The 17371-nt window shown below is 72.7% G+C and carries 27 protein-coding genes; 26 read left to right on the top strand and 1 reads right to left on the bottom strand.

What is annotated here, in order from left to right:
* Positions 1-131 precede the first annotated feature (131 nt).
* Complete coding sequence (locus tag ABZ793_RS33095) at positions 132-620, bottom strand: helix-turn-helix domain-containing protein (RefSeq protein ID WP_357464650.1); 489 nt, start codon at positions 618-620, stop codon at positions 132-134.
* 219 nt (positions 621-839) lie between these two features.
* Between ABZ793_RS33095 and ABZ793_RS33090 the strand changes: the two genes are divergently transcribed.
* From ABZ793_RS33090 to ABZ793_RS32965, 26 genes are all read left to right on the top strand, one after another.
* Entirely contained in the window at positions 840-1091 is a 252-nt protein-coding gene (locus ABZ793_RS33090) for a helix-turn-helix transcriptional regulator (RefSeq protein WP_357464648.1), read from the top strand.
* Positions 1091-1369, top strand: a complete 279-nt coding sequence (locus ABZ793_RS33085; protein WP_357464646.1) for a hypothetical protein — start codon at positions 1091-1093, stop codon at positions 1367-1369. The genes ABZ793_RS33090 and ABZ793_RS33085 overlap by 1 nt, the downstream gene beginning before the upstream one ends.
* Before the next feature lie 79 nt (positions 1370-1448).
* Positions 1449-1988 carry a hypothetical protein gene (locus ABZ793_RS33080; RefSeq protein ID WP_357464644.1) on the top strand — a complete coding sequence of 180 codons (540 nt, stop codon included), beginning with the start codon at positions 1449-1451 and terminating at the stop codon, positions 1986-1988.
* The gene (locus ABZ793_RS33075; protein WP_357464642.1) at positions 1985-2779 is read left to right on the top strand and encodes a hypothetical protein; all 795 of its coding nucleotides are present in this window, start codon (positions 1985-1987) and stop codon (positions 2777-2779) included. The genes ABZ793_RS33080 and ABZ793_RS33075 overlap by 4 nt, the downstream gene beginning before the upstream one ends.
* Positions 2776-3336: a hypothetical protein gene (locus tag ABZ793_RS33070; RefSeq protein WP_357464640.1), complete on the top strand. Its 561-nt coding sequence runs from the start codon at positions 2776-2778 to the stop codon at positions 3334-3336. Before ABZ793_RS33075 ends, ABZ793_RS33070 begins: the two co-directional genes overlap by 4 nt.
* Positions 3336-3701, top strand: a complete 366-nt coding sequence (locus tag ABZ793_RS33065) for a hypothetical protein (protein WP_357464638.1) — start codon at positions 3336-3338, stop codon at positions 3699-3701. The genes ABZ793_RS33070 and ABZ793_RS33065 overlap by 1 nt, the downstream gene beginning before the upstream one ends.
* Positions 3702-3741: 40 nt before the next feature.
* Positions 3742-3936, top strand: coding sequence for a hypothetical protein (locus ABZ793_RS33060; protein ID WP_357464636.1), 195 nt, complete (start codon positions 3742-3744; stop codon positions 3934-3936).
* Positions 3936-4262: a hypothetical protein gene (locus tag ABZ793_RS33055; protein ID WP_357464634.1), complete on the top strand. Its 327-nt coding sequence runs from the start codon at positions 3936-3938 to the stop codon at positions 4260-4262. The genes ABZ793_RS33060 and ABZ793_RS33055 overlap by 1 nt, the downstream gene beginning before the upstream one ends.
* Positions 4255-4464 (top strand): hypothetical protein, encoded by a 210-nt coding sequence (locus ABZ793_RS33050; protein WP_357464632.1) that lies wholly within the window; start codon positions 4255-4257, stop codon positions 4462-4464. The genes ABZ793_RS33055 and ABZ793_RS33050 overlap by 8 nt, the downstream gene beginning before the upstream one ends.
* Before the next feature lies 1 nt (position 4465).
* Entirely contained in the window at positions 4466-4708 is a 243-nt protein-coding gene (locus ABZ793_RS33045; protein WP_357464630.1) for a hypothetical protein, read from the top strand.
* Entirely contained in the window at positions 4698-4883 is a 186-nt protein-coding gene (locus ABZ793_RS33040; protein WP_357464628.1) for a hypothetical protein, read from the top strand. The genes ABZ793_RS33045 and ABZ793_RS33040 overlap by 11 nt, the downstream gene beginning before the upstream one ends.
* 127 nt (positions 4884-5010) lie before the next feature.
* On the top strand, positions 5011-6213 hold the full coding sequence (locus ABZ793_RS33035) for a hypothetical protein (RefSeq protein ID WP_357464626.1): 1203 nt from the start codon (positions 5011-5013) through the stop codon (positions 6211-6213).
* Entirely contained in the window at positions 6210-6494 is a 285-nt protein-coding gene (locus tag ABZ793_RS33030) for a hypothetical protein (protein ID WP_357464624.1), read from the top strand. The genes ABZ793_RS33035 and ABZ793_RS33030 overlap by 4 nt, the downstream gene beginning before the upstream one ends.
* Positions 6491-6997, top strand: a complete 507-nt coding sequence (locus tag ABZ793_RS33025; protein ID WP_357464622.1) for a hypothetical protein — start codon at positions 6491-6493, stop codon at positions 6995-6997. Before ABZ793_RS33030 ends, ABZ793_RS33025 begins: the two co-directional genes overlap by 4 nt.
* Positions 6998-7101: 104 nt before the next feature.
* A complete protein-coding gene (locus ABZ793_RS33020; protein ID WP_357464620.1) occupies positions 7102-8169 on the top strand; it encodes a hypothetical protein in 1068 nt (355 codons plus the stop codon).
* Positions 8166-9188 carry a hypothetical protein gene (locus ABZ793_RS33015; RefSeq protein WP_357464618.1) on the top strand — a complete coding sequence of 341 codons (1023 nt, stop codon included), beginning with the start codon at positions 8166-8168 and terminating at the stop codon, positions 9186-9188. The genes ABZ793_RS33020 and ABZ793_RS33015 overlap by 4 nt, the downstream gene beginning before the upstream one ends.
* 588 nt (positions 9189-9776) lie before the next feature.
* Entirely contained in the window at positions 9777-10256 is a 480-nt protein-coding gene (locus tag ABZ793_RS33010; RefSeq protein ID WP_357464616.1) for a hypothetical protein, read from the top strand.
* On the top strand, positions 10249-12072 hold the full coding sequence (locus ABZ793_RS33005; protein WP_357464614.1) for a hypothetical protein: 1824 nt from the start codon (positions 10249-10251) through the stop codon (positions 12070-12072). Before ABZ793_RS33010 ends, ABZ793_RS33005 begins: the two co-directional genes overlap by 8 nt.
* Positions 12073-13509 (top strand): phage portal protein, encoded by a 1437-nt coding sequence (locus tag ABZ793_RS33000; RefSeq protein ID WP_357464612.1) that lies wholly within the window; start codon positions 12073-12075, stop codon positions 13507-13509.
* On the top strand, positions 13510-14268 hold the full coding sequence (locus ABZ793_RS32995; RefSeq protein ID WP_357464610.1) for a hypothetical protein: 759 nt from the start codon (positions 13510-13512) through the stop codon (positions 14266-14268). It begins immediately after the preceding gene.
* Positions 14269-14281: 13 nt separating this feature from the next.
* A complete protein-coding gene (locus tag ABZ793_RS32990) occupies positions 14282-14551 on the top strand; it encodes a hypothetical protein (RefSeq protein ID WP_357464608.1) in 270 nt (89 codons plus the stop codon).
* A 71-nt stretch (positions 14552-14622) separates the two neighbouring features.
* On the top strand, positions 14623-15246 hold the full coding sequence (locus tag ABZ793_RS32985; RefSeq protein WP_357464606.1) for a DUF4355 domain-containing protein: 624 nt from the start codon (positions 14623-14625) through the stop codon (positions 15244-15246).
* 49 nt (positions 15247-15295) lie between these two features.
* Positions 15296-16171 (top strand): P22 phage major capsid protein family protein, encoded by an 876-nt coding sequence (locus ABZ793_RS32980; RefSeq protein ID WP_357464604.1) that lies wholly within the window; start codon positions 15296-15298, stop codon positions 16169-16171.
* The gene (locus ABZ793_RS32975; protein ID WP_357464602.1) at positions 16171-16605 is read left to right on the top strand and encodes a hypothetical protein; all 435 of its coding nucleotides are present in this window, start codon (positions 16171-16173) and stop codon (positions 16603-16605) included. Before ABZ793_RS32980 ends, ABZ793_RS32975 begins: the two co-directional genes overlap by 1 nt.
* Positions 16602-16934 (top strand): hypothetical protein, encoded by a 333-nt coding sequence (locus ABZ793_RS32970; RefSeq protein WP_357464600.1) that lies wholly within the window; start codon positions 16602-16604, stop codon positions 16932-16934. The genes ABZ793_RS32975 and ABZ793_RS32970 overlap by 4 nt, the downstream gene beginning before the upstream one ends.
* 5 nt (positions 16935-16939) lie before the next feature.
* The coding region (locus ABZ793_RS32965) for a hypothetical protein (protein WP_357464598.1) at positions 16940-17371 on the top strand (432 nt) is incomplete at its 3' end.

The raw sequence follows: 17371 nt of genomic DNA, 5'->3' as shown, positions 1-17371 counted from the left end.
ATTGGAGCCCCCGGCCGGGATCGAACCGGCGACATCTCGCTTACAAGCAGAGACCGGCCGAGCGTCGTTCGGTTGAGCGCTCCAGCGCTCCGTCCCGCGCTGCACAAACCCGATAAGCGAATGGTCGCTAACTAGGCAGGTTTCGAGTGGTCCCGGGGCCGCTCCGGATCCGCTCTTCCCGCCGCGTACTCGGCCTGGAGCTCGCGCAGCGCGCGGATCGCCTTGACCTTGTTCCCGTCCGGCGCGTCGGCGTGCAGGAGCGCGTCGATGGGGTCGCCGTCGGCACGTAGCGCCTTGATCAGGAGCACCTTGACCGCGTCTGGGTAGTTGCTCTCCAGCACGCCCTTTTCCATGCCCCCGGGCCGGTGGACCGGTTCGACGTCGGCGTCCGGCGGCTCTTCCCTGGTCTCGGCGTACCGGGTGAGCGACCCGAGCGGCCAGCCGAACGCCGCCTCGACGCCGGCGTACGTGCCAATCCGGACGGACTTCCCGTCCTCGACTCGCCCCCAGGTGACAGCACTCATGGGGGCGCGTCCTGCCATCGCCTCCTGGCTGACGCGCTGGGCGGCACGTCGGCGGCGTACTAGGTCGCCGATCGCTGCCCGCTCATCAGGGCTCATCCGTTTGGTCATCCGCCTGCGCCCTCTGGTTCAGGTACCTGCAACTCCCCACAGGATGCCAGGAAACCCTAGGAAACAGATAGCCAGTGCCGTAAGCGCGACACCATCTGCGCACATGAATAAATCACACCTTGAACGTTCCCTCGGTTTGCCACAGCTTTCCGGGGTTCCTACAGGTTCCTGTTGACACTCACACCACAGGTTCCTACAGTTTCCCCCATGAAGACGCCCAGGAGGTCCCGCGCCAGCGCCTTCGTCGCAATCAACGGCGAAGCGCTCCGCGAGGCACGCAAGCAGCGCGGGCTGTCCGTCGAGCAGCTCGCCACGCGCGTCGGAGTCACGAAGGCGTACATCAGCAAGCTGGAGCTGGGCTACTCGCCCCGGTGCAGCGTCACCGTCCACGCCTCGCTGGTGCAGAGCCTTCGCCCGGCACGGTCCGACGCCTTCCGTAACGACAAGGCCGTGGCCTGATGAGCCGGGGATTCGCGGCTCTGCCACCGGCGCAGCGCCAGCTCTCCGCCGCGATCGGGTCGCTGACCCGCTGGTCCCGGGTGACCAGTCAGGAAGAGCGCACCGCTGCCCTGGCCCCCGCCCGCGCGGCACGCCAGCAGCAGTGGGAGCGCAAGGCCGACCCCGACGGCGTGCTCAGCCCGGACGAGCTGGCGGCCGCCGTCGACCGGCTCAAGCGGGCGCACTACCGCCGCATGGCGCTGGCGAGCGCGCAGAAGCGGCGGCGCGATGCGGCCTGAACAACACGAGCCCTCGGCCGCGGCAACGGCAGAGGGCCCGCAACACCTGTCCCTGACCCGCCAAGACCAGGAGAACCAGATGACCGAGAGCGTACCGGAGGTGCCCGACGTGCGGCAGCCACGGAAGACCCCTGCCGACCGGGCGTACCTGCTGCGGGCGATCGCCCGCACGGTGACCGAGTCCCTGCCGGCCCCGATGAACATCGAGATGGCACCCGAGTGCGGCGCTGTCAGCCTCCGCTTCGACGACGACCAGGTCGCCGCGGTCGAGGCGTGGGCAGACATGCTCGACGTTGAGGTGATCCACGACCAGGTCGGCAGCGGCTGGCACTGGATGGGCAACGACGACGCCGGCACCGAGTGGCACGGCTGGCTGCTGCACGTGTGGTGCAAGGTCAACGGCCTGGCCCCGGGAGTCGCCACCGCCGAGCACGTGACGGAGAACCCGCCGGAGTGGCCGGCGACCACGCCGGCCGCCGTCGGCGAGCCGGCCGCCGCGACGCCGGCCAGGCCAGTGACGGGCCTGTTCGCGGACGTGCCGGTGGAGTTTCCGCGGCTGATCTGGCCGGCCCCGGTGGCCGATCCGGCGCTGCGCGAGGACGAGGTGGCGTTCGCATGACCGTCTCCGAGTGGTCCCGCCGCTACGACGCCGACCAGCGGGTGCCGTACCTGCCCACCGACGACCGCGACCTCGACGAGGCGGTGACCGAGCTGCGCGTCGCCGTTGGCGAGATCGACCCGAACGGCAGCATGCGCACGGTTTCCAGCGTCCTGCGAGTCCTGCGCCAGCGCCGGGGCCTGGCCGCGCAGGTCCTCGACAAGCACGAGCCGACCTGCCTGAGCTGCGGCGGCACCAAGCAGTGCGTTGGCTGCGACGACATCCGCCCCGTGGCGGAGACGCTGGACCAGGGCTGGCGGTTCCTCTCGCCGGCGGGTCGGTGGGAGACCGTCGAGCGGGCCGAGCGGGAAAACGAGTACGCGCCCGTGCGGGTGTGGACCGACAAGACGGGCTCGGGCTACTCGTGGTCCATCCCGCCGTGGCGCAAGGTCGAGGCGGTCCCGCCTGTGCGCTGGCACGGCGTCCCGGAGATCCGCATCTGGGAGTACGACTACGCGCGCGACGCTCCCATGTACGCGGTCGTCACCCTCGACACGGTCTACCGTCCCGACACCGATCACGCCGTGGTGGAGGGCCGCTACTCCCGCGAGGACGGGTGGCGGGTGATCCACCGGCCCGACGGCGGCGAGGTCGTCGTCATCGACTGTGGCCGGAGCAAGGACAAGGCGCGCAGCGCGCTGCGGGCCGCCGCCCGCCAGCACGCCAAGGCCCTCGGCGTACAGGTCACCGTGCAGCCCAGACGACGGCTGCCGCAGCCCCCGCCGGTTCCGACCCCGGTGGCCGCCCGGTGACCGCCTACGACCGCACCCCGCCGGGCACCGTCGTGCGCCTGGTCATCCCGGCGGCGACGATCGTCGCGCACGGGGAGCTGCAGCTGCAGGTGACCCTGCCCGACCACCCCGGCGACGTCGTCCACCTGCCCCTCGTCGACGAGCACTTCCAGCCGCTGGTGGAGATCCACCCGCACATCCCCGAGGTGTACCCGGGGCAGGTGTGGCGGGGTGCGGACGGGTCGCTGCTGTTCGCGATCCGCTACCAGCGCGACGACGCCGACGTCGGCGACACGCTGCTGATCGCCGCGAACGGCGGTCTGCTCTACGGCCCGGCTCTCGCGGTGGAGGAGTTCGGGCCCCTGACTCTGCTCGACGAGCGGCCGGCGTTCGACGAGGCCTGGTTCGGCCTCGACCCGCTGACCTACGACCGCGGCGACGACACCCCGACGGCGGAGCCCGTGCCCGCCGGCGTGGACGGCTTCGCCGTCGGCGCGCGCCGGCCGACGTCGCCGGCGGGCCCGGCCGCCGACGACACGGCGGTCCTGCCCCGGTTACCGAAGGAGGAACACGTCTGATGACGATCATTGCCCTGCCGCACCCGGACTGGTGCGAGCCGGCGTTGTGCGACGCGGAGGTGCCGACGCTGCCGGCCGCCGGCGGCGTGCACCGCAGCAGCCCGCAGCGCCTGGTCCTGCTGACCCTGCCGATGGGGGACTCGGTGCTGGTGGTTACCCAGCTGCAGCGCCCCGGTGCCATCCCGTTCGGCGAGTCCGAGCGCAAGCGGTGGAGCCTGGAGCAGGCCGCCGACCTGAGCACCGTTCTCGCGTTGCAGGTCGGGGGCGGCTCGGCCACGTTGGTCCCGGTCGACCAGGCGCGGTCGGTCGTCGAGCACATCGCTCCGCTGCTGGGCCTGACCGTCGAGGCCTCCTGCGGTGTCTAAGGCGCCCCGCCGGGTCGGCCGGCCCACCGTCCTGCCTCACGTGTTCGTGGCGCAGGACGGTGTGCCGGCCGACCCCTGGTCACGGCTGGCGCCGTGTCGGGAGTGCAACAAGCTCGGCCAGGCCGGCGACGCCCAGCACCCCGACAACGCCGTCGCAGTCTCGGTCCAGGCGGATGTCCACGCGGACGCCGCTCGCGAGCTGGAGGCCCGGATCCTCGGCGAGCGGGAGTGGTGATGGACGACGACCTGACCCCGCCGCCGGCGCTGCTGGCCCTGCTCGACCAGGACCGCGCGGTCCTCGTCGACCTGGTCGCCGCCGCCGCCGAACACACCGACGCCGAGGCGTGCCCGCACCCCGGCCTGTGCCCGGGCGACCAGGTCACCGACGCGCTGGAGGTCACCGACCCCGACGACCGGGACCGGCTGCTGCGCCTCGCGATCGCGGAGCTGGCCCGCCTCGGCTACACCCGCCCGCCCCGCTACCGCCTCACCGGCGCCGCCTACGTGGCCCTCAACCAGCACCCGCCCGCGCGCTGGCCGTTCGGCGGCCGCCATGCCTAGCGCCAAGCCACGCGCCAACTCGACCCTCGGCCTGGAGATCTGGGCCGTCGGCAGCTTCGAAGAGCTGACCGGGCTGCGCGCCCAGCTCGCCGGCGCCGGCCGGCTCCTCGAGGTCGGCCAGCCCCACGTCCTGGTCGGCCCCGACGCCGGCCGATACCGCCAGTACCTCCGCGTCCACGTCCGCACGAGCGAGGGATCTTGAGGTGGCCCATCCGACACACCGCCCCGCCGACAAGACCGTGGTCAAGTGCATCGACTGCGGCGTGCCCTGCGTCACCCCCGTGTCTCGGGCTCGGCGCATCGGGTCGAGCTGCTGGCGCAAACGCCGGGCGATCGCTCGCCGGCAGGCCGCCGCGGCCGCCTCGTCGACGCTCCCGACGAGCGGGCAGGACGGCCCGTCGCTCCTGGATGACCTCATCGACCAGGAGGTGCTCGATGGCCGATGACCGCCTGCGCTACGTCCTCGCCGAACGCTACGGCGACCCCCGCAAGGTGACGGCCGAGCAGGAGCCCCGGCCGCTGCCGCCGCCGGCGCCGCTGCCGGACGAGCCCGACAGGACCCTCCGGGAGCGCCGCAAGGTGCTGCTCGACGCCCTGCGCCCCAAGGCGCGGGCCGCATGACCCTGCCCAACAACAACGGCGCGGCACCCCTTGCCCGGGTGCCGCGCCGCCTGCCCCACCCACAAGAGCGGAGCGGGAGTCGCCTCCAGCGCTCACCGTACCGCGAGCAACAACCGGATGGTGACTCATGAGTCTCGACGCACTTCTCTGGGCTGTGAAGGACGCCCCGGTCGCGGACGTCGAGGAACACGCTGTGCTGACCGTGCTGGCCGACCAGGCCGACGAGTCCGGCTGCGGCGCGTTCCTGTCGACGAAGACGATCGGTAAGCGGACCAAGCTGCACGAGCGCACCGTGCAGCGGCGCCTGGACACGATGCTCGAGCGCGGCCTTCTCGGCCTCGGCGACCAGTCCCTGGCCCGCTACATCCGCGCGGACCGGCGGCCGGTCGTCTACGACCTGCTCATCCCGTACAACGCGTTCGCCAACGTCGGCCGGGTCAACGAGGCCCGGGCGATGCATGGGCTGCCTCCGCTCACGCCGGAGAGCCGCCCAGACATCGCCGAGCCGCCCGCGCCGAGGCGGCGCGCGGACGCGGGGAAGAAGCGGCCGAAGAAGAATCGCGAGGACGGTTCGACTTCGAGTCACCCCGTAGAGGAGCGGCCCGGGACTACGAGTCACCCCGTGGACGGGGTGACTGCAAGTCCGACCGGACTCGTAGTCACGGACGGGGCGACTGCAAGTCCGTCACGCACAGACTGCAAGTCACCCGACCCTGTTCTTGACCCTGTTCTTGACCCGGAAGGAGGAACCCCTCCTCCCTCCCCGCAGAACGGCGCCACCGACACAGCGGAGAACCGGGAGGAGGAGGAATCCCTTCCGACCGAAGAGGAAATGACCGCCGCCAGCTCGGCCCTCGACAGAGTCCAGCGCCGGGCCAACGCGCCGACGCCCGTCATCGGCCGCCGCCGTGACGTCCTGGTCGTCCTCGCCGCTGAGGCGCTGCACCGTGGCTGGTCGGCTGCCCAGCTCGTCGACGCCCTCAGCGACTCGTTGCACGACGTGAAATCGGTGTACGCAGTGCTACGCCACCGCCTCGACTATCTCGGTGACCCGCCGGTCCAGAAGGCCCCGCAGCCGAAGGTCTCGGCGGTCTGGGACCCCACCAACCCAGGCGGACCGCGTCCCGACCTCGGTGACCGCGCCCCCGGTCGTCCGGTCGACGACGGCCGTGACGCCCACATGCTCGCCGCGCCCAGCGCCGGCCGCGCGGCGGAGATCGCCGCGGCCCGGGCCCGGATCGCCGCAGGCTCGGCGAAGTTCCGCGACACCGGGCGCCGCCCGGACGCCGCTGAGGCGCTCGCTGAGGCCGCTGCGGCGGTGTCCCGGTGACCCGGCCTCGCCGGCGCGGCCGCCCGGCGTGGGAGGCCGACCTGGCCGCCCGGGAGGCCCGCACTCCGGAGGAGGCCACCGCCCGGGCCCGCCGCGGCCGCGCGCTCGTCGACGCCGCGCTCGCCGGCGAGGCCCCGCCCGACGTCGTCGAGCTGACCGAGCCGTCACCGCCGGCCGGCTACGAGATGGTCGCGTGCGCCGGCTGCTACCGCCCCATCTGGGCCCTGCCCGGATCCCGCTGCCCCGCCTGCAAGCCAGCCACCCCTGGAGGTACCCGATGACCGACACCGCCCCGACCGCGTTCGACAAGCTGGATGACGCCACCGCCGAGGCCATCCTCTACGGGGAGGCCCTCGACGCGGTCACCGCCGACCGGGAACGCGAGACGCGCCGCCGCGCTGAGCTGGAAGCCCGGCTCGGGTGGGCCTGGGGCCGGGTCGAGCAGCTGCACCGCCTGCTGACCGTCGCCGAGGCCGCCCGGGACCGCTACCGCCACCAGGTCGACCTGGCCGACGCGGAGCGGGCCCGCCTGGCCGAGGAGCTGGCCGCCGTGCGCGCGGCCGCCAACGGGGCCGGCCCCGTCATCGACCTGGCGGCGTGCCGGCGGTGCGGCTGCACCGAGGCTCGGGCCTGCCTCGGCGGCTGCGGCTGGGCCACGGGCGCCGAGCAGCTCGCCGTCGGTCTGGACCCGATGGAAGGCGACCTGTGCACAGCCTGCTTGCAGGACCGCATCCGCGAGCGTGACCGGGCCCGCCCGTGGTGGCAGCGGATGTTCCGCCGCTGACCAAGCACCGCCCGCGTACGGCGCGGCCGCTCCGACCACGGGGTGGCCGCGCCAAACGCGTTTTAGAACAGCCATCGAACAGAGTTGATCTTAGGCGGATACGCATGCCCTACTGGTTGGAAAGCGACACCTTCGCCGACGAGGCCGTGTGGGACGTCCTCGCCGGCGGCGACGCCAACCTCGTCGACCACCTCCAAGCCGCCTACTGCCGACTCAAGGCCAAGGCATCGCACATCAAGAAGGACGGCTACCTCACCGAACAGACCGCCGCCCGCTACGCCCGCCGCCGCCGGTGGCTCGACCTGCTGTGCACCCCGGTCCTCGACGAGCAGCCCCTGCTGCACCGCCCCGACGACGACTGCCCCTGCCTCGGCGAGGCATGGATCGAGGGCTACGCCTACCGGATCCACAACTTCCTCCGCCGCAACCCGTCGCGCGCCGAGTACGAGCGCAACCGGGCGCAGAAGGCCGACCTGCGCTCGGCGCCGCTCAAGGCCATGGTCTACGCCCGCGACGCCGGCTGCTGCCGCTACTGCCGATCCGGGCCGCTCTCGGCCAAGGCCGGCCGGGCCCGCGACCGCCGCAAGGTCCTCACCCACGACCACGTCGACCCGGACCGGCCCGCCGGCGAGGACGCCACCAACCTCGTCGTCGCCTGCGGCCGCTGCAACGAACACAAGGGGCACAGGACGCCGTACGAGGCAGACATGGCGCTGCTGCCCGAGCCCACCCCGCAGGAACGCGCCGTGTGGTCCAAGCGCGACCAGGTCCTCAACGACCTCCCAGATCACCAACCAATCACCGACGAAACAGCGACCGATCACCGATCAGACGCTGATCCGATCACTGATCCGATCACTGATCGACCAGACGACTCCAACGCTGATCCAAACGACAGCACCACGGGTGACGTGTATCTGCAGAACAGCGATCACCAGCACGAACAGCGGCCCGCGCAGCTCGCAGGGGGTACCGGGCAGGGTCGGGTCGGGCACCGGCCTGACCACCCTGGTCCCACCCCGCCCCGCAGCCAACCCGCCCGCCCCCCGGACTCCCCGGACATCTACCACCGGCGCTCCCGGCCCCCGACTCCCCCGCCTCCCGAGGGCGGATACGTCTGGCCTCCCGGAGCTGTCCCCGCCACCCCACCGGCCGCCGAGGAGGACCTGTGACCTTTCACAACTGCGCCTGGTGTGGGCGCCCGGACCCGACCGGCGGATACGTCTGCCAGAGCTGCTATCGGCCCGTGGGGCAGGCGCTGCGGGACATGGCCGACCTCGCCGGCGAGCCGGACGTCAACGTGGCCCGGCAGGCCCGCTACGGCGACCGCGACGGCCCACGCTCCGCCGAGCCGCCGATCCCCGTCGACCTGGAGGCGTCGGCCGCGGCGTGGGCGGCGTCGCACGTCGTGGTGACGTGGATGGACCACATCGCCACCGCCCGGGGCGTGCCGCTGCCTCGCCGACGCCCCCGCATGGTCGGGCCGCTGTGCGCTGGCGCCGGGTGGGCCGCGCTGCCCGGCCGGTGCGGCCACCCTTCGTGCGACGCGATCCGCGTCCGCCAGGCCGAGCACCCGGTGGCGGCCGCGGCCCGCTTCGTGCAGGAGCACCTGCACTGGCTGCGCCGCCAGCCGGACGCGTCCGACGCCGGCGAGGAGTTGCTAGGCGCGGCGCACGCGGTCAAGCGCCTCGTGGAGAACCCGGCGGACCGGTGGTACGCGGGCACGTGCTCGGCACCGATCGACGGTGACCCGGGCCGGCTGTGCACGACCGACCTGTACGCCTGGCCCGGCGTGACGTGGGTCCGCTGCCCCGGCTGCCAGACCACGCACCAGACCGGCCCCCGCGTGCGGTGGCTGCTCGATGAGGCCCGCGACGTACGCGGCACCGCCACCCAGCTGGCCACCGCGGCGGCCCGGCTCGGCCGGGCGTGCACGCCGGGGCAGCTGCGCGCGTTCGCCCAGCGCGGCCGGCTGCGGCCGGTCACCGTGCCTCTGTCGGACGGGGAGGAGGGCCCGGCCGAGGCCGTGCGCGACGAGTGGCGGCGGCCGCTTTACCGGTTCGGCGACGTGCTGGACCTGCTCGACCAGGTGGCCGAGCAGCGCCGGCGTGACGAGGAGGAGCGGGCCCGGCGGGCTGCCGAGCGGGCCACGAAGGAAGCGGTCGACGCCCCGTCGGAGACCCCAACTTGATCACCGCCTGAGCAGGGCGTACGCTCATCTGCCAGTAGGACCAGTGCGCCTACAGATGGTCTACCGCTTATCGCGATGAGGCTGGCCAACAGCCAGCCAACCGAACGCCCCGTACCTACCTGGTGCGGGGCGTTCGCTTATCCCAGGGGTGGTGAGCGATGTCCCCCCGTGAGAGCAGACCCCCCACCGCATGGCGTACCGCTCCCATGCCCAAGGGCTGGTCTCGTACCCGTGCCCGGATCCTGCGTCGCGACCCGACGTGCACGCTGCGCACGCACTGCCGTGGTGCGGCCAGCGTGGAGGTCGACCACATCGACGACGCGGCTGATCACTCGGACGGGAATCTGCGCGGGGTGTGCGCCAGGTGCCACGCGCACCGCACCGGCCAGCAGGGAGCGGCGGCGGCGAACGCGGCCAGGCCGACGCGTCTGCGCCCGTCGACGGGCCGGCACCCGGGCCTGCGGTGACGGACAGTGACCGGGGGTGGGGGGAGCCCCCCGCCCCCGGGGACCGCTGAGCGGCGGGGGTTAGCGTCTGCCAGCCTGTACGAAACTCAAAATCTATACGCCCTGCTAGGAGGTGGTTTCGGTGGGGGTCGCTGGTCGCAAGCCCAAGGACGACCGCAGTCAGGTCCGGCACCGTAACCCGGCCACCCACGACTGGCACGAGGTGGAGAACACCCCCTACAGCGGTGACGTTCCGTCACTGCCGACGCGGATGGTGCGAGTCAAGGACGAGGACGGCGCCTGGCAGACCAAGCGCGGTACCTGGCCGGCGGCGACCCGGCGGTGGTGGGCGACGATCAGCGTGATGCCGCACTGCCGGCTGTGGACCCCGTCGGACTGGCAGTTCGCCCTGGACTCCGCCGAGGAGCACGCCCGCTGGACCGAGGGCACCGGCGCCGCGTCCGAGGTGCGGATCCGGGAGAAGCTGCTCGGCGTCACGCTGGACTCGAGGCGGGATCTGCGTATCCGCTACGTCGAGCCGAAGACCGCGCCGGCCGCCGCCGGCGAGGGCGCTGGCGGTGTGGTCAAGCTCGACGACTACCGCGACATGTACGGTGGCTGACCAGCTGGAGCTGCCGCCCGGCTACTACCTGGACCGGTGGAACGGCACCGGGGCCTGGTGCTCGCTGCCGTGGCCGGAGCGGCTGGAGGACCTGCCGCCGAGCCTTGGACCGCAGATCATCTCCTGGGCGGAGTGGCGCAGCTACGACGAGACCGGCGAGCCGGGGCTGATCCACCACCTCAGCGGCGACGAGTGGCAGTTCACGCCGGGGCAGAGGCGGTTCCTGCACCTGTGGTACGCCTACGACCCGGAGACCGGGCGGTGGCTCTACCGGCGCGGGGTGAAGAGGGGAGCCAAGGGTACCGGGAAGGACCCGTTCGGCGCGGCGCTGTGCGACATCGAGCTGATCGGACCGAGCCACCTGGTGTGGCGGGATGGCCATTGGGTTGGTGTGCGGCACCGGATGCCGCTGGTGCAGATCGCCAGCAACTCGGAGGCGCAGTCCAAGGACGTGCTGCGGGTGGCCAACGCGATGCTGCCGAAGGTGACCCGGCAGCACTACGGCATCGACTGCGGGGAGACCCGCACGATCCTGACCGATGGCGGCGGCCGACTGGAGGTGTTGACCGCGTCGGAGGCCTCCGCCGAGGGTGACCCGGCTACCTTCATCTGGCTGAACGAGACGCACCACATGACCGAGTCCAGTGGTGGCCACCGGGTCGCGAAGGTGGCGCGGCGCAACGTCGGCAAGAGCCCGGCCGAGCTTCAGGCGCGCGTGTGCGACGGCACCAACGCTCACGAGCAGAGCAGCGATTCGATCGCCGAGCGGTCGTACGAGGCGTGGCAGAAGCAGGTGTCCGGGCAGGCGAAGCTGCGCGACATCCTGTACGACTCGATCGAGGCCCCGCCGGACCTGGACGTGTTCGACGACGAGCAGCGGATGCGTGGCCTGGCCGCCGCCTACATGGATGCCCCGTGGGCGGACCTGGAGCGCCTCAACGGGGAGATGCTCGACCCGGAGACGCCGGTCGGCGACTCGATCCGCTACTACTTCAACGGGTTGGGCACCCGCGAGGACGCCTGGGTCGACCCGCGCGCGTTCGACGCGCTGGCCCGCCCGGCAACGGTGGTGGCCGACCGTGAGCAGATCGCCATGTTCCTCGACTGCTCGAAGAGCGGCGACGCCACCGGGCTGGTCGCGTGCCGGATCTCCGACGGGCACGTGTTCACCCTGGGCGTGTGGCAGCGCCCGCACGGCGCCCGCGGCAAGGGCTGGCTCGCGCCGCGGCACGAGGTCGACGCCGCCGTGCGGATGGCCTTCGCCCGGTACCGGGTGGTGTGGTTCGGCGTCGACCCGTCGCCGGCGCGCGACGACGAGGACGAGTCGCTGTACTGGATGGAGGTCATCGACGGCTGGCACCGGGACTTCCGGCGTCAGCTGCGCGTGTGGGCCACCCCGGGTGGTGCCCGCCAGGGCCACTCGGTGCTGTTCGACATGCGGATCAAGATGCCGGGCGCGGTGCTGCGCAACCAGATGTTCACCCAGGCGGCGATGCAGACGGTGGTCGACATCGAGGGCGCCGCCGAGCAGGCCCGCCCGGACGTCGACGAGGACGGTCGGGCAGAGCGGGCCGACGCCCAGGACGAGCGGCTGCCGCTCACCCACGACGGGCACCCGGCGCTGCGGATGCACACCCACAACGCGCGCCGGCGCACCAACCCGTGGGGTGTCTCGCTCGGCAAGGTCACCCGGGACTCCAACAAGCTGGTCGACCTGGCGGTGTGCATGGTCGGCGCACGTATGGGCCGGCGGCTGGCCCTCAACAGCGGCAGAGTCCGCATCCGCAGGACGTCAGGAGAGGCGGTGTTCTTCTAGATGGCGCTGTCCAAGGACGAAGCCCTGGCGAAGGCCGCCGAGTTGGCGGAGCTGCAGACGGGCGAGCGGGCGCAGCTGGACATCCTGCGCCGGTACTGGCGGGGCCGGCAGCGTCTGCCGGCAGTGGTCCCGTCTTCGGCGCCGAGCGAGGTTCGGGAAATGGCCCGCACGTCGCGGGTCAACGTCATCGAGATCGTCGTGGAGTCCCTGACTCAGGCGCTGTTCGTCGACGGGCTGCGCGCCACGGACGCAAAGTCCGGCGACGACGTGACGGTGCCCCTGTGGTCGGCGTGGACGGCCAACCGCATGGCCAAGCACCAGTCGGGTCTGTACCGGGCGACCGTGGCCTACGGCACCGGCTACATGGTGATGACCCCCGGCGACCCGGTGCCGGTGATGCGGCCGGTGTCGCCGCGGATGCTCACCGCGCAGTACGGCGACGATCCGGACTGGCCCCGGTACGCGCTGGAGAAGCGGCCCGCCGCCGGCGACTGGCGGCTCTACGACGACGAGTTGGTCTGGCCGCTGACCCGCCAGGGCGCCTCGTCCGGCTTCGAGCTCGGTGGTGAGCCGGTGCCGCACGGGTCGCCGTGGACGCCGGTGGTGCGCTACCGCGACGCCGAGGACCTGGACCTCGACGACGACGCCGAGCCGGAGGTCCTCGCCGGCGGGCCCGGTGGTCTCGGCGAGCTGCGCATGGTGACGGGGCAGGTGGCGCCGCTGATCCCGCTGCAAGACCAGATCAACCTCACGTCGTTCAGCCTGCGGGCGGCGGAGTGGTACTCGGCGTTCCGGCAACGGTGGATCGCCGGCTGGACTCCGCCCAGCAGCGACGCGAAGATGCGCGCCGCGGCGTCGCAGATGTGGACCTTCGAGGAGCACCCCGACGACATCGCCCTCGGCGAGTTCTCCCAGACGGAGCTGCGCGGCTACCTGGAGAGCCGCGAGTCAGGCATGAAGTACGCCGCCACCCTGTCGCAGACGCCCGTGCACGAGCTCACCGGCCAGCTGGTCAACCTCTCCGCCGAGGCCCTCGCCGCGGCGGAGATCGGCCGCGAGCGCAAGGCCGACGAGCGGCAAACCGGGCTGGGGGCATCGCATCTCCAGACGATGGAAGTCGTCGCCGCGATGATGGGCGAGCCGCTGCCAGACGACACGCAGGTGGTCTGGCGCGACACCTCGGCCCGCGCGTTCGGCGCGGTCGTCGACGGGCTGGGCAAGCTCGCGCAGATGCTCGGCATCCCGCCCCAGGAGCTCTGGGACCGGGTGCCCGGGGCGACCGCGCAGGACGTTCGGCGCTGGAAGACCACCGCCGCACAGGGCGATGCGCTGGGCAACCTCACCGCACTGCTGGAGCGGCAGGCCGGCGGCACCGGCACGGGCGGCGAGCGCACCAGCCAGGGCGGGCTGATCCTGCCGCCAGGGGTGGAGGCGTAGGTGGCCCGCACCATCGCCGGCGCGCAGTTGACCGTGGCGCACCGGCAGGCGCAGCTTGCCCTACGCGCGGACGTCCTCGCGGACCTGACGCGGCTGTGGACGCTGTTCGACGCCGGCGACCTGGAGGCCACGTTCACCAGGTTCGCTGCGGCGGCGGAGATCTTGATCCGGCAGCGGCACGGTGACAGCGCCGGCCTGGCCGCCGCCTACTTCGAGCGGTTCCGGTCGGCCGAGGGGGTGGACGGCACCGCGGCCGCGCAGCTGGTCGACCCGCCGCCGCCGGTGCTGGTCCGCGAGACGCTGAGACTGGTCGGCGTGAACGGCGTCACCACCGCGGCGCAGGCCGGGCTGAGCCCCGCACAGGCCAGCCGCCGTGGCCTGGTCCGCGTCGCCGGCGCCGCGACGCGGCTGGTGCTCGGCGGCGGCCGCAACACCCTCGCCGCCTCGGTACGCCGCGACCGGGAGGCGGAGGGCTGGCAGCGGGTCACCGACGGCAGCCCGTGCGCGTTCTGCGCGATGGTCGCCTCCCGGGGCCCGGCGTACACGTCACAGCGCACTGCCCGGTTTGAGGCCCACGACCACTGCGGCTGTTCGGCCGAGCCGTACTACCGCGGCTCGCGCACCCTCGCCACGAACGCCCGCCTGGCGGAGGCGTGGGAGGTCGCCCAGCGGCAGGCCGCCGACACCGGCGAGCTGTCGCGAGGCACCAGCAACGACGCGCTCAACGCGTTCCGCCGGCACCTCGCCGGCGGCCAGTGAGAGGAGACCCATCGTGCGGACGTGGAGCGACCGGCACCCGGCCACCCGGGACATCGCCCGGCACTTCAACTACGAGCACCTGCCGCAGGAGCTGCGGGACGTGAGCCAGCAGTTCCACGACCTGGCCGAGCACCTGATCGTGGTCCTGCCGGACAGCCCGGAGCTGACCGCGGGCCTGCGCAAGCTGCTGGAGGCGAAGGACTGCGCCGTGCGGGCCCGCAAGGCGGCCCACGACGACGGCACGGCCGCCACCGAGCCGACCGGGTCGCGGGCGGGCGAGTAGACCACCCCGGCCCGCCCGGGCCGGGGGAACAACCGACGACCCCGCCGGGGTCGGGAGACGGAGAGATCCGGATGGGCACCGAGAACGACGGCGGTAACGCCGGCGGGACGTTCACGCAGGCCGACGTGGACCGCATCGTGCGGGAGCGGCTGGCGCGCGAGCGGGAGAAGTACGCCGACTACGACGAGCTGAAGTCGAAGGCCGGCGAGGCCGACAAGAACAAGTCGGCGCTGGACAAGTTGCTGGAGAAGGTCTCCGGCCTCGAGGAGCGGGCGTCCAAGGCCGAGGCGGCGGCGCTGCGCGCCGACGTGGCCCAGGCCAAGGGCCTCACCCCGGCGCAGGCCAAGCGGCTGCACGGCAGCACCCGCGAGGAGCTGGAGGCCGACGCCGACGAGTTGCTGAGCATGTTCAAGCCGGCCGAGGGCAAGGGGGGCGACGGCGGCAAGGACGGCGACGGCAAGGGCACCGGCGACGGTGACGGCGGCAAGGGCGGCGTCGACACCAGCACGACCGGCGGCGACGCCGGCGGGAAGGGCGCCCTGGGCGACGGCAAGGGCGGCGACGGTGAGGGACGCCGTGCGCTGCCGGCCGCCGGCGGCCGGCCCAAGGAGAAGCTCACCTCGGGCGCGGTGCCGGGCACCAGCGGCGAGAAGTCCCCGGCCGAAATGGCCGAATCGATCCTGTCCGGTTTCTGAGCCCTGGCGGGTAGCCGCTGAGGGCTAGCACATGAAGGAGTAACCACCAGTGGCTGTCCTGACCGCAAAGGGAGTCTCGGCGCTCGCCGTCGAGCTGCTCACCCGCATGCTGGTGCTGCCGATGACCGTCTCGCGCATCCCCGGCGAGGAGTTCGCCGGCGGCAACGGCGACACCATCACCGTGCGGGTGCCTCAGCCGAGCGTGGCCCGCAAGCAGGCCAACCGCGGCGACCTCATCACCTACGACGACATCACCGAGGTCCCGGTGGACGTCAGCCTGGAGCACCTCTACCACGCCAAGCGTGTCACCGACGAGGAGCTGTCGTTCGACATCGCCGACTTCGGCCGGCAGATCACCCGCCCGCAGGTCGAGGCGGTGGCGTCCGGCGCGGAGGCCGAGCTGGCCGCCGCGATGAACGCCATGCCGTCCGAGCTGTCGATCACCGCCGACGGGTCGAACATCGACGCGATCATCCTGGAGGCCCGCGAGCAGCTCGGCCGCGCGAACGTGCCGCTGTCGGACCGGTGGATGGCCGTGAGCCCGGAGGTGGCCACGTTCGTTCTGGCGCTGGACAACGTGTCGCGCGTCGACGCGTCGGGCAGCCCGTCGGCGCTGCGGGACGCGGTCATCACCCGGTACCGCGGGTTCAACTTCGTCGAGTCCGCCGGCCTGACCGCCGGTCACGCCGTGGCGTACCACAAGTCCGGGTTCGCGTTCGCCAACCGCACGCCGGTCACCCCGCGCGGTGTGGTCAACTCGACGGCCACCACCGTGGCCAACGGGATCGGCGTGCGGCAGATCTTCCAGTACGTCCCGGACCGGCTGTCCGACGCCTCGGTGGTGTCGACGTTCGCCGGCGCGGCCCCGGTGACCGACGCGGGTGGGGCAACTCCCCGCGCCATCAAGATCACCACCGCGCCCTGATGGATGAGCTGCCGCCGCTGGCGACGGTCGAGCAGCTCGGCAAGCTCCGTATCGGCTACGTCCCCACGGACGCCGAGGCGGAGCGTGCTGCCGGGCTGCTGACCGCCGCCAGCGACCTCATCCGCGACACCGCCGACGTCACGTGGGTCGACGACGCCGGCCAGCTGGTTGGCGTGCCCCGCCGCGTTTTCAACATCTGCCTGGACGTGGCGTACCGGGCGTTCGACAACCCACAGGCGTTGTCGCAGCGGCAGATCGGCGACAGCTCCAAGGCGTACGACCGGACCGGCCGGGAGGGCGGTGAAGCCGTGTACCTGACCAAGGCGGAGGAGAAGGCGGTCCGCCGCGCGGCGGCGGGCTCCGGGTTCGTGTCCGTGACGATGGTCAGCCCGTGGTCGACAGACCGCGCCGACGAGGACCTGACCGGCCTGTGATCCCCATCGGAGCTCACGAGCGGCACACGGTCCTGGACGTGTGGCGGGCCACGCTCGTCGACGACGGCGCCGGCGGGCAGATCGAGACGCTCGGCAAGGTCGGCCAGGTGCGGGTGCTGCTGGCGCAGCCGACCGCCGCCGAGCGTACGGCGGCGGACCGGTCGGGGGCCCGGCTGGACCAGGTGGCGTACGCCGGCCCGCACGACGACGTGCGCCGCGGCGACGAGCTGCGCGGCGCCGGCGAGGTGTACCGGGTGACCGCCACGGTGCGCCCGTCCGAACCCGTGTATCTGCGCGTCGAGTGCGAACGCGCCCAGGCAGAGGAGTAGCAACGATGACCAGAGTGCTGATCGCGGTCAAGCCGGGCACCGTCACGGTCGGCGGCGTGCGACGCATCGTCCGCAAGGGCGTCACGACCGCCCACGACGGCCACGAGATCGTCCAGCGGTACCCGCACCTGTGGGCGCCGATCCGCCCGGACTACGCCGTTGACGCCGGCGAGGAGCTCGAGGACGTGGACGCCGCCGAGGACCCGGTACGGGGGCGGCTGACGGTGCTGCTCGGCCTGGACGCCGACGCGAGCACCCAGGAGATCTGCGACGTGCTCGACGAGCACCTCGCCGCGCAGCTCGCCGGCGGCAGCATGCCGGAAACCGTGGACGCCACCACGCTGGCCGACCGGGCGCCGGTGCTACTGCCCGTCGACGAGGACGACGCCGGCGATCCGGCCACCCCGCCGGCGGACCGGCCGTCTGTCGCAGGTGCG

Origin of the sequence: Micromonospora sp. NPDC047465, from assembly GCF_040643125.1 — a bacterium.
Lineage (GTDB): Bacteria > Actinomycetota > Actinomycetes > Mycobacteriales > Micromonosporaceae > Micromonospora.
The sequence above is the reverse complement of the archived record's forward strand: the minus strand, read 5'-3'. Positions and strand labels throughout refer to the sequence as shown.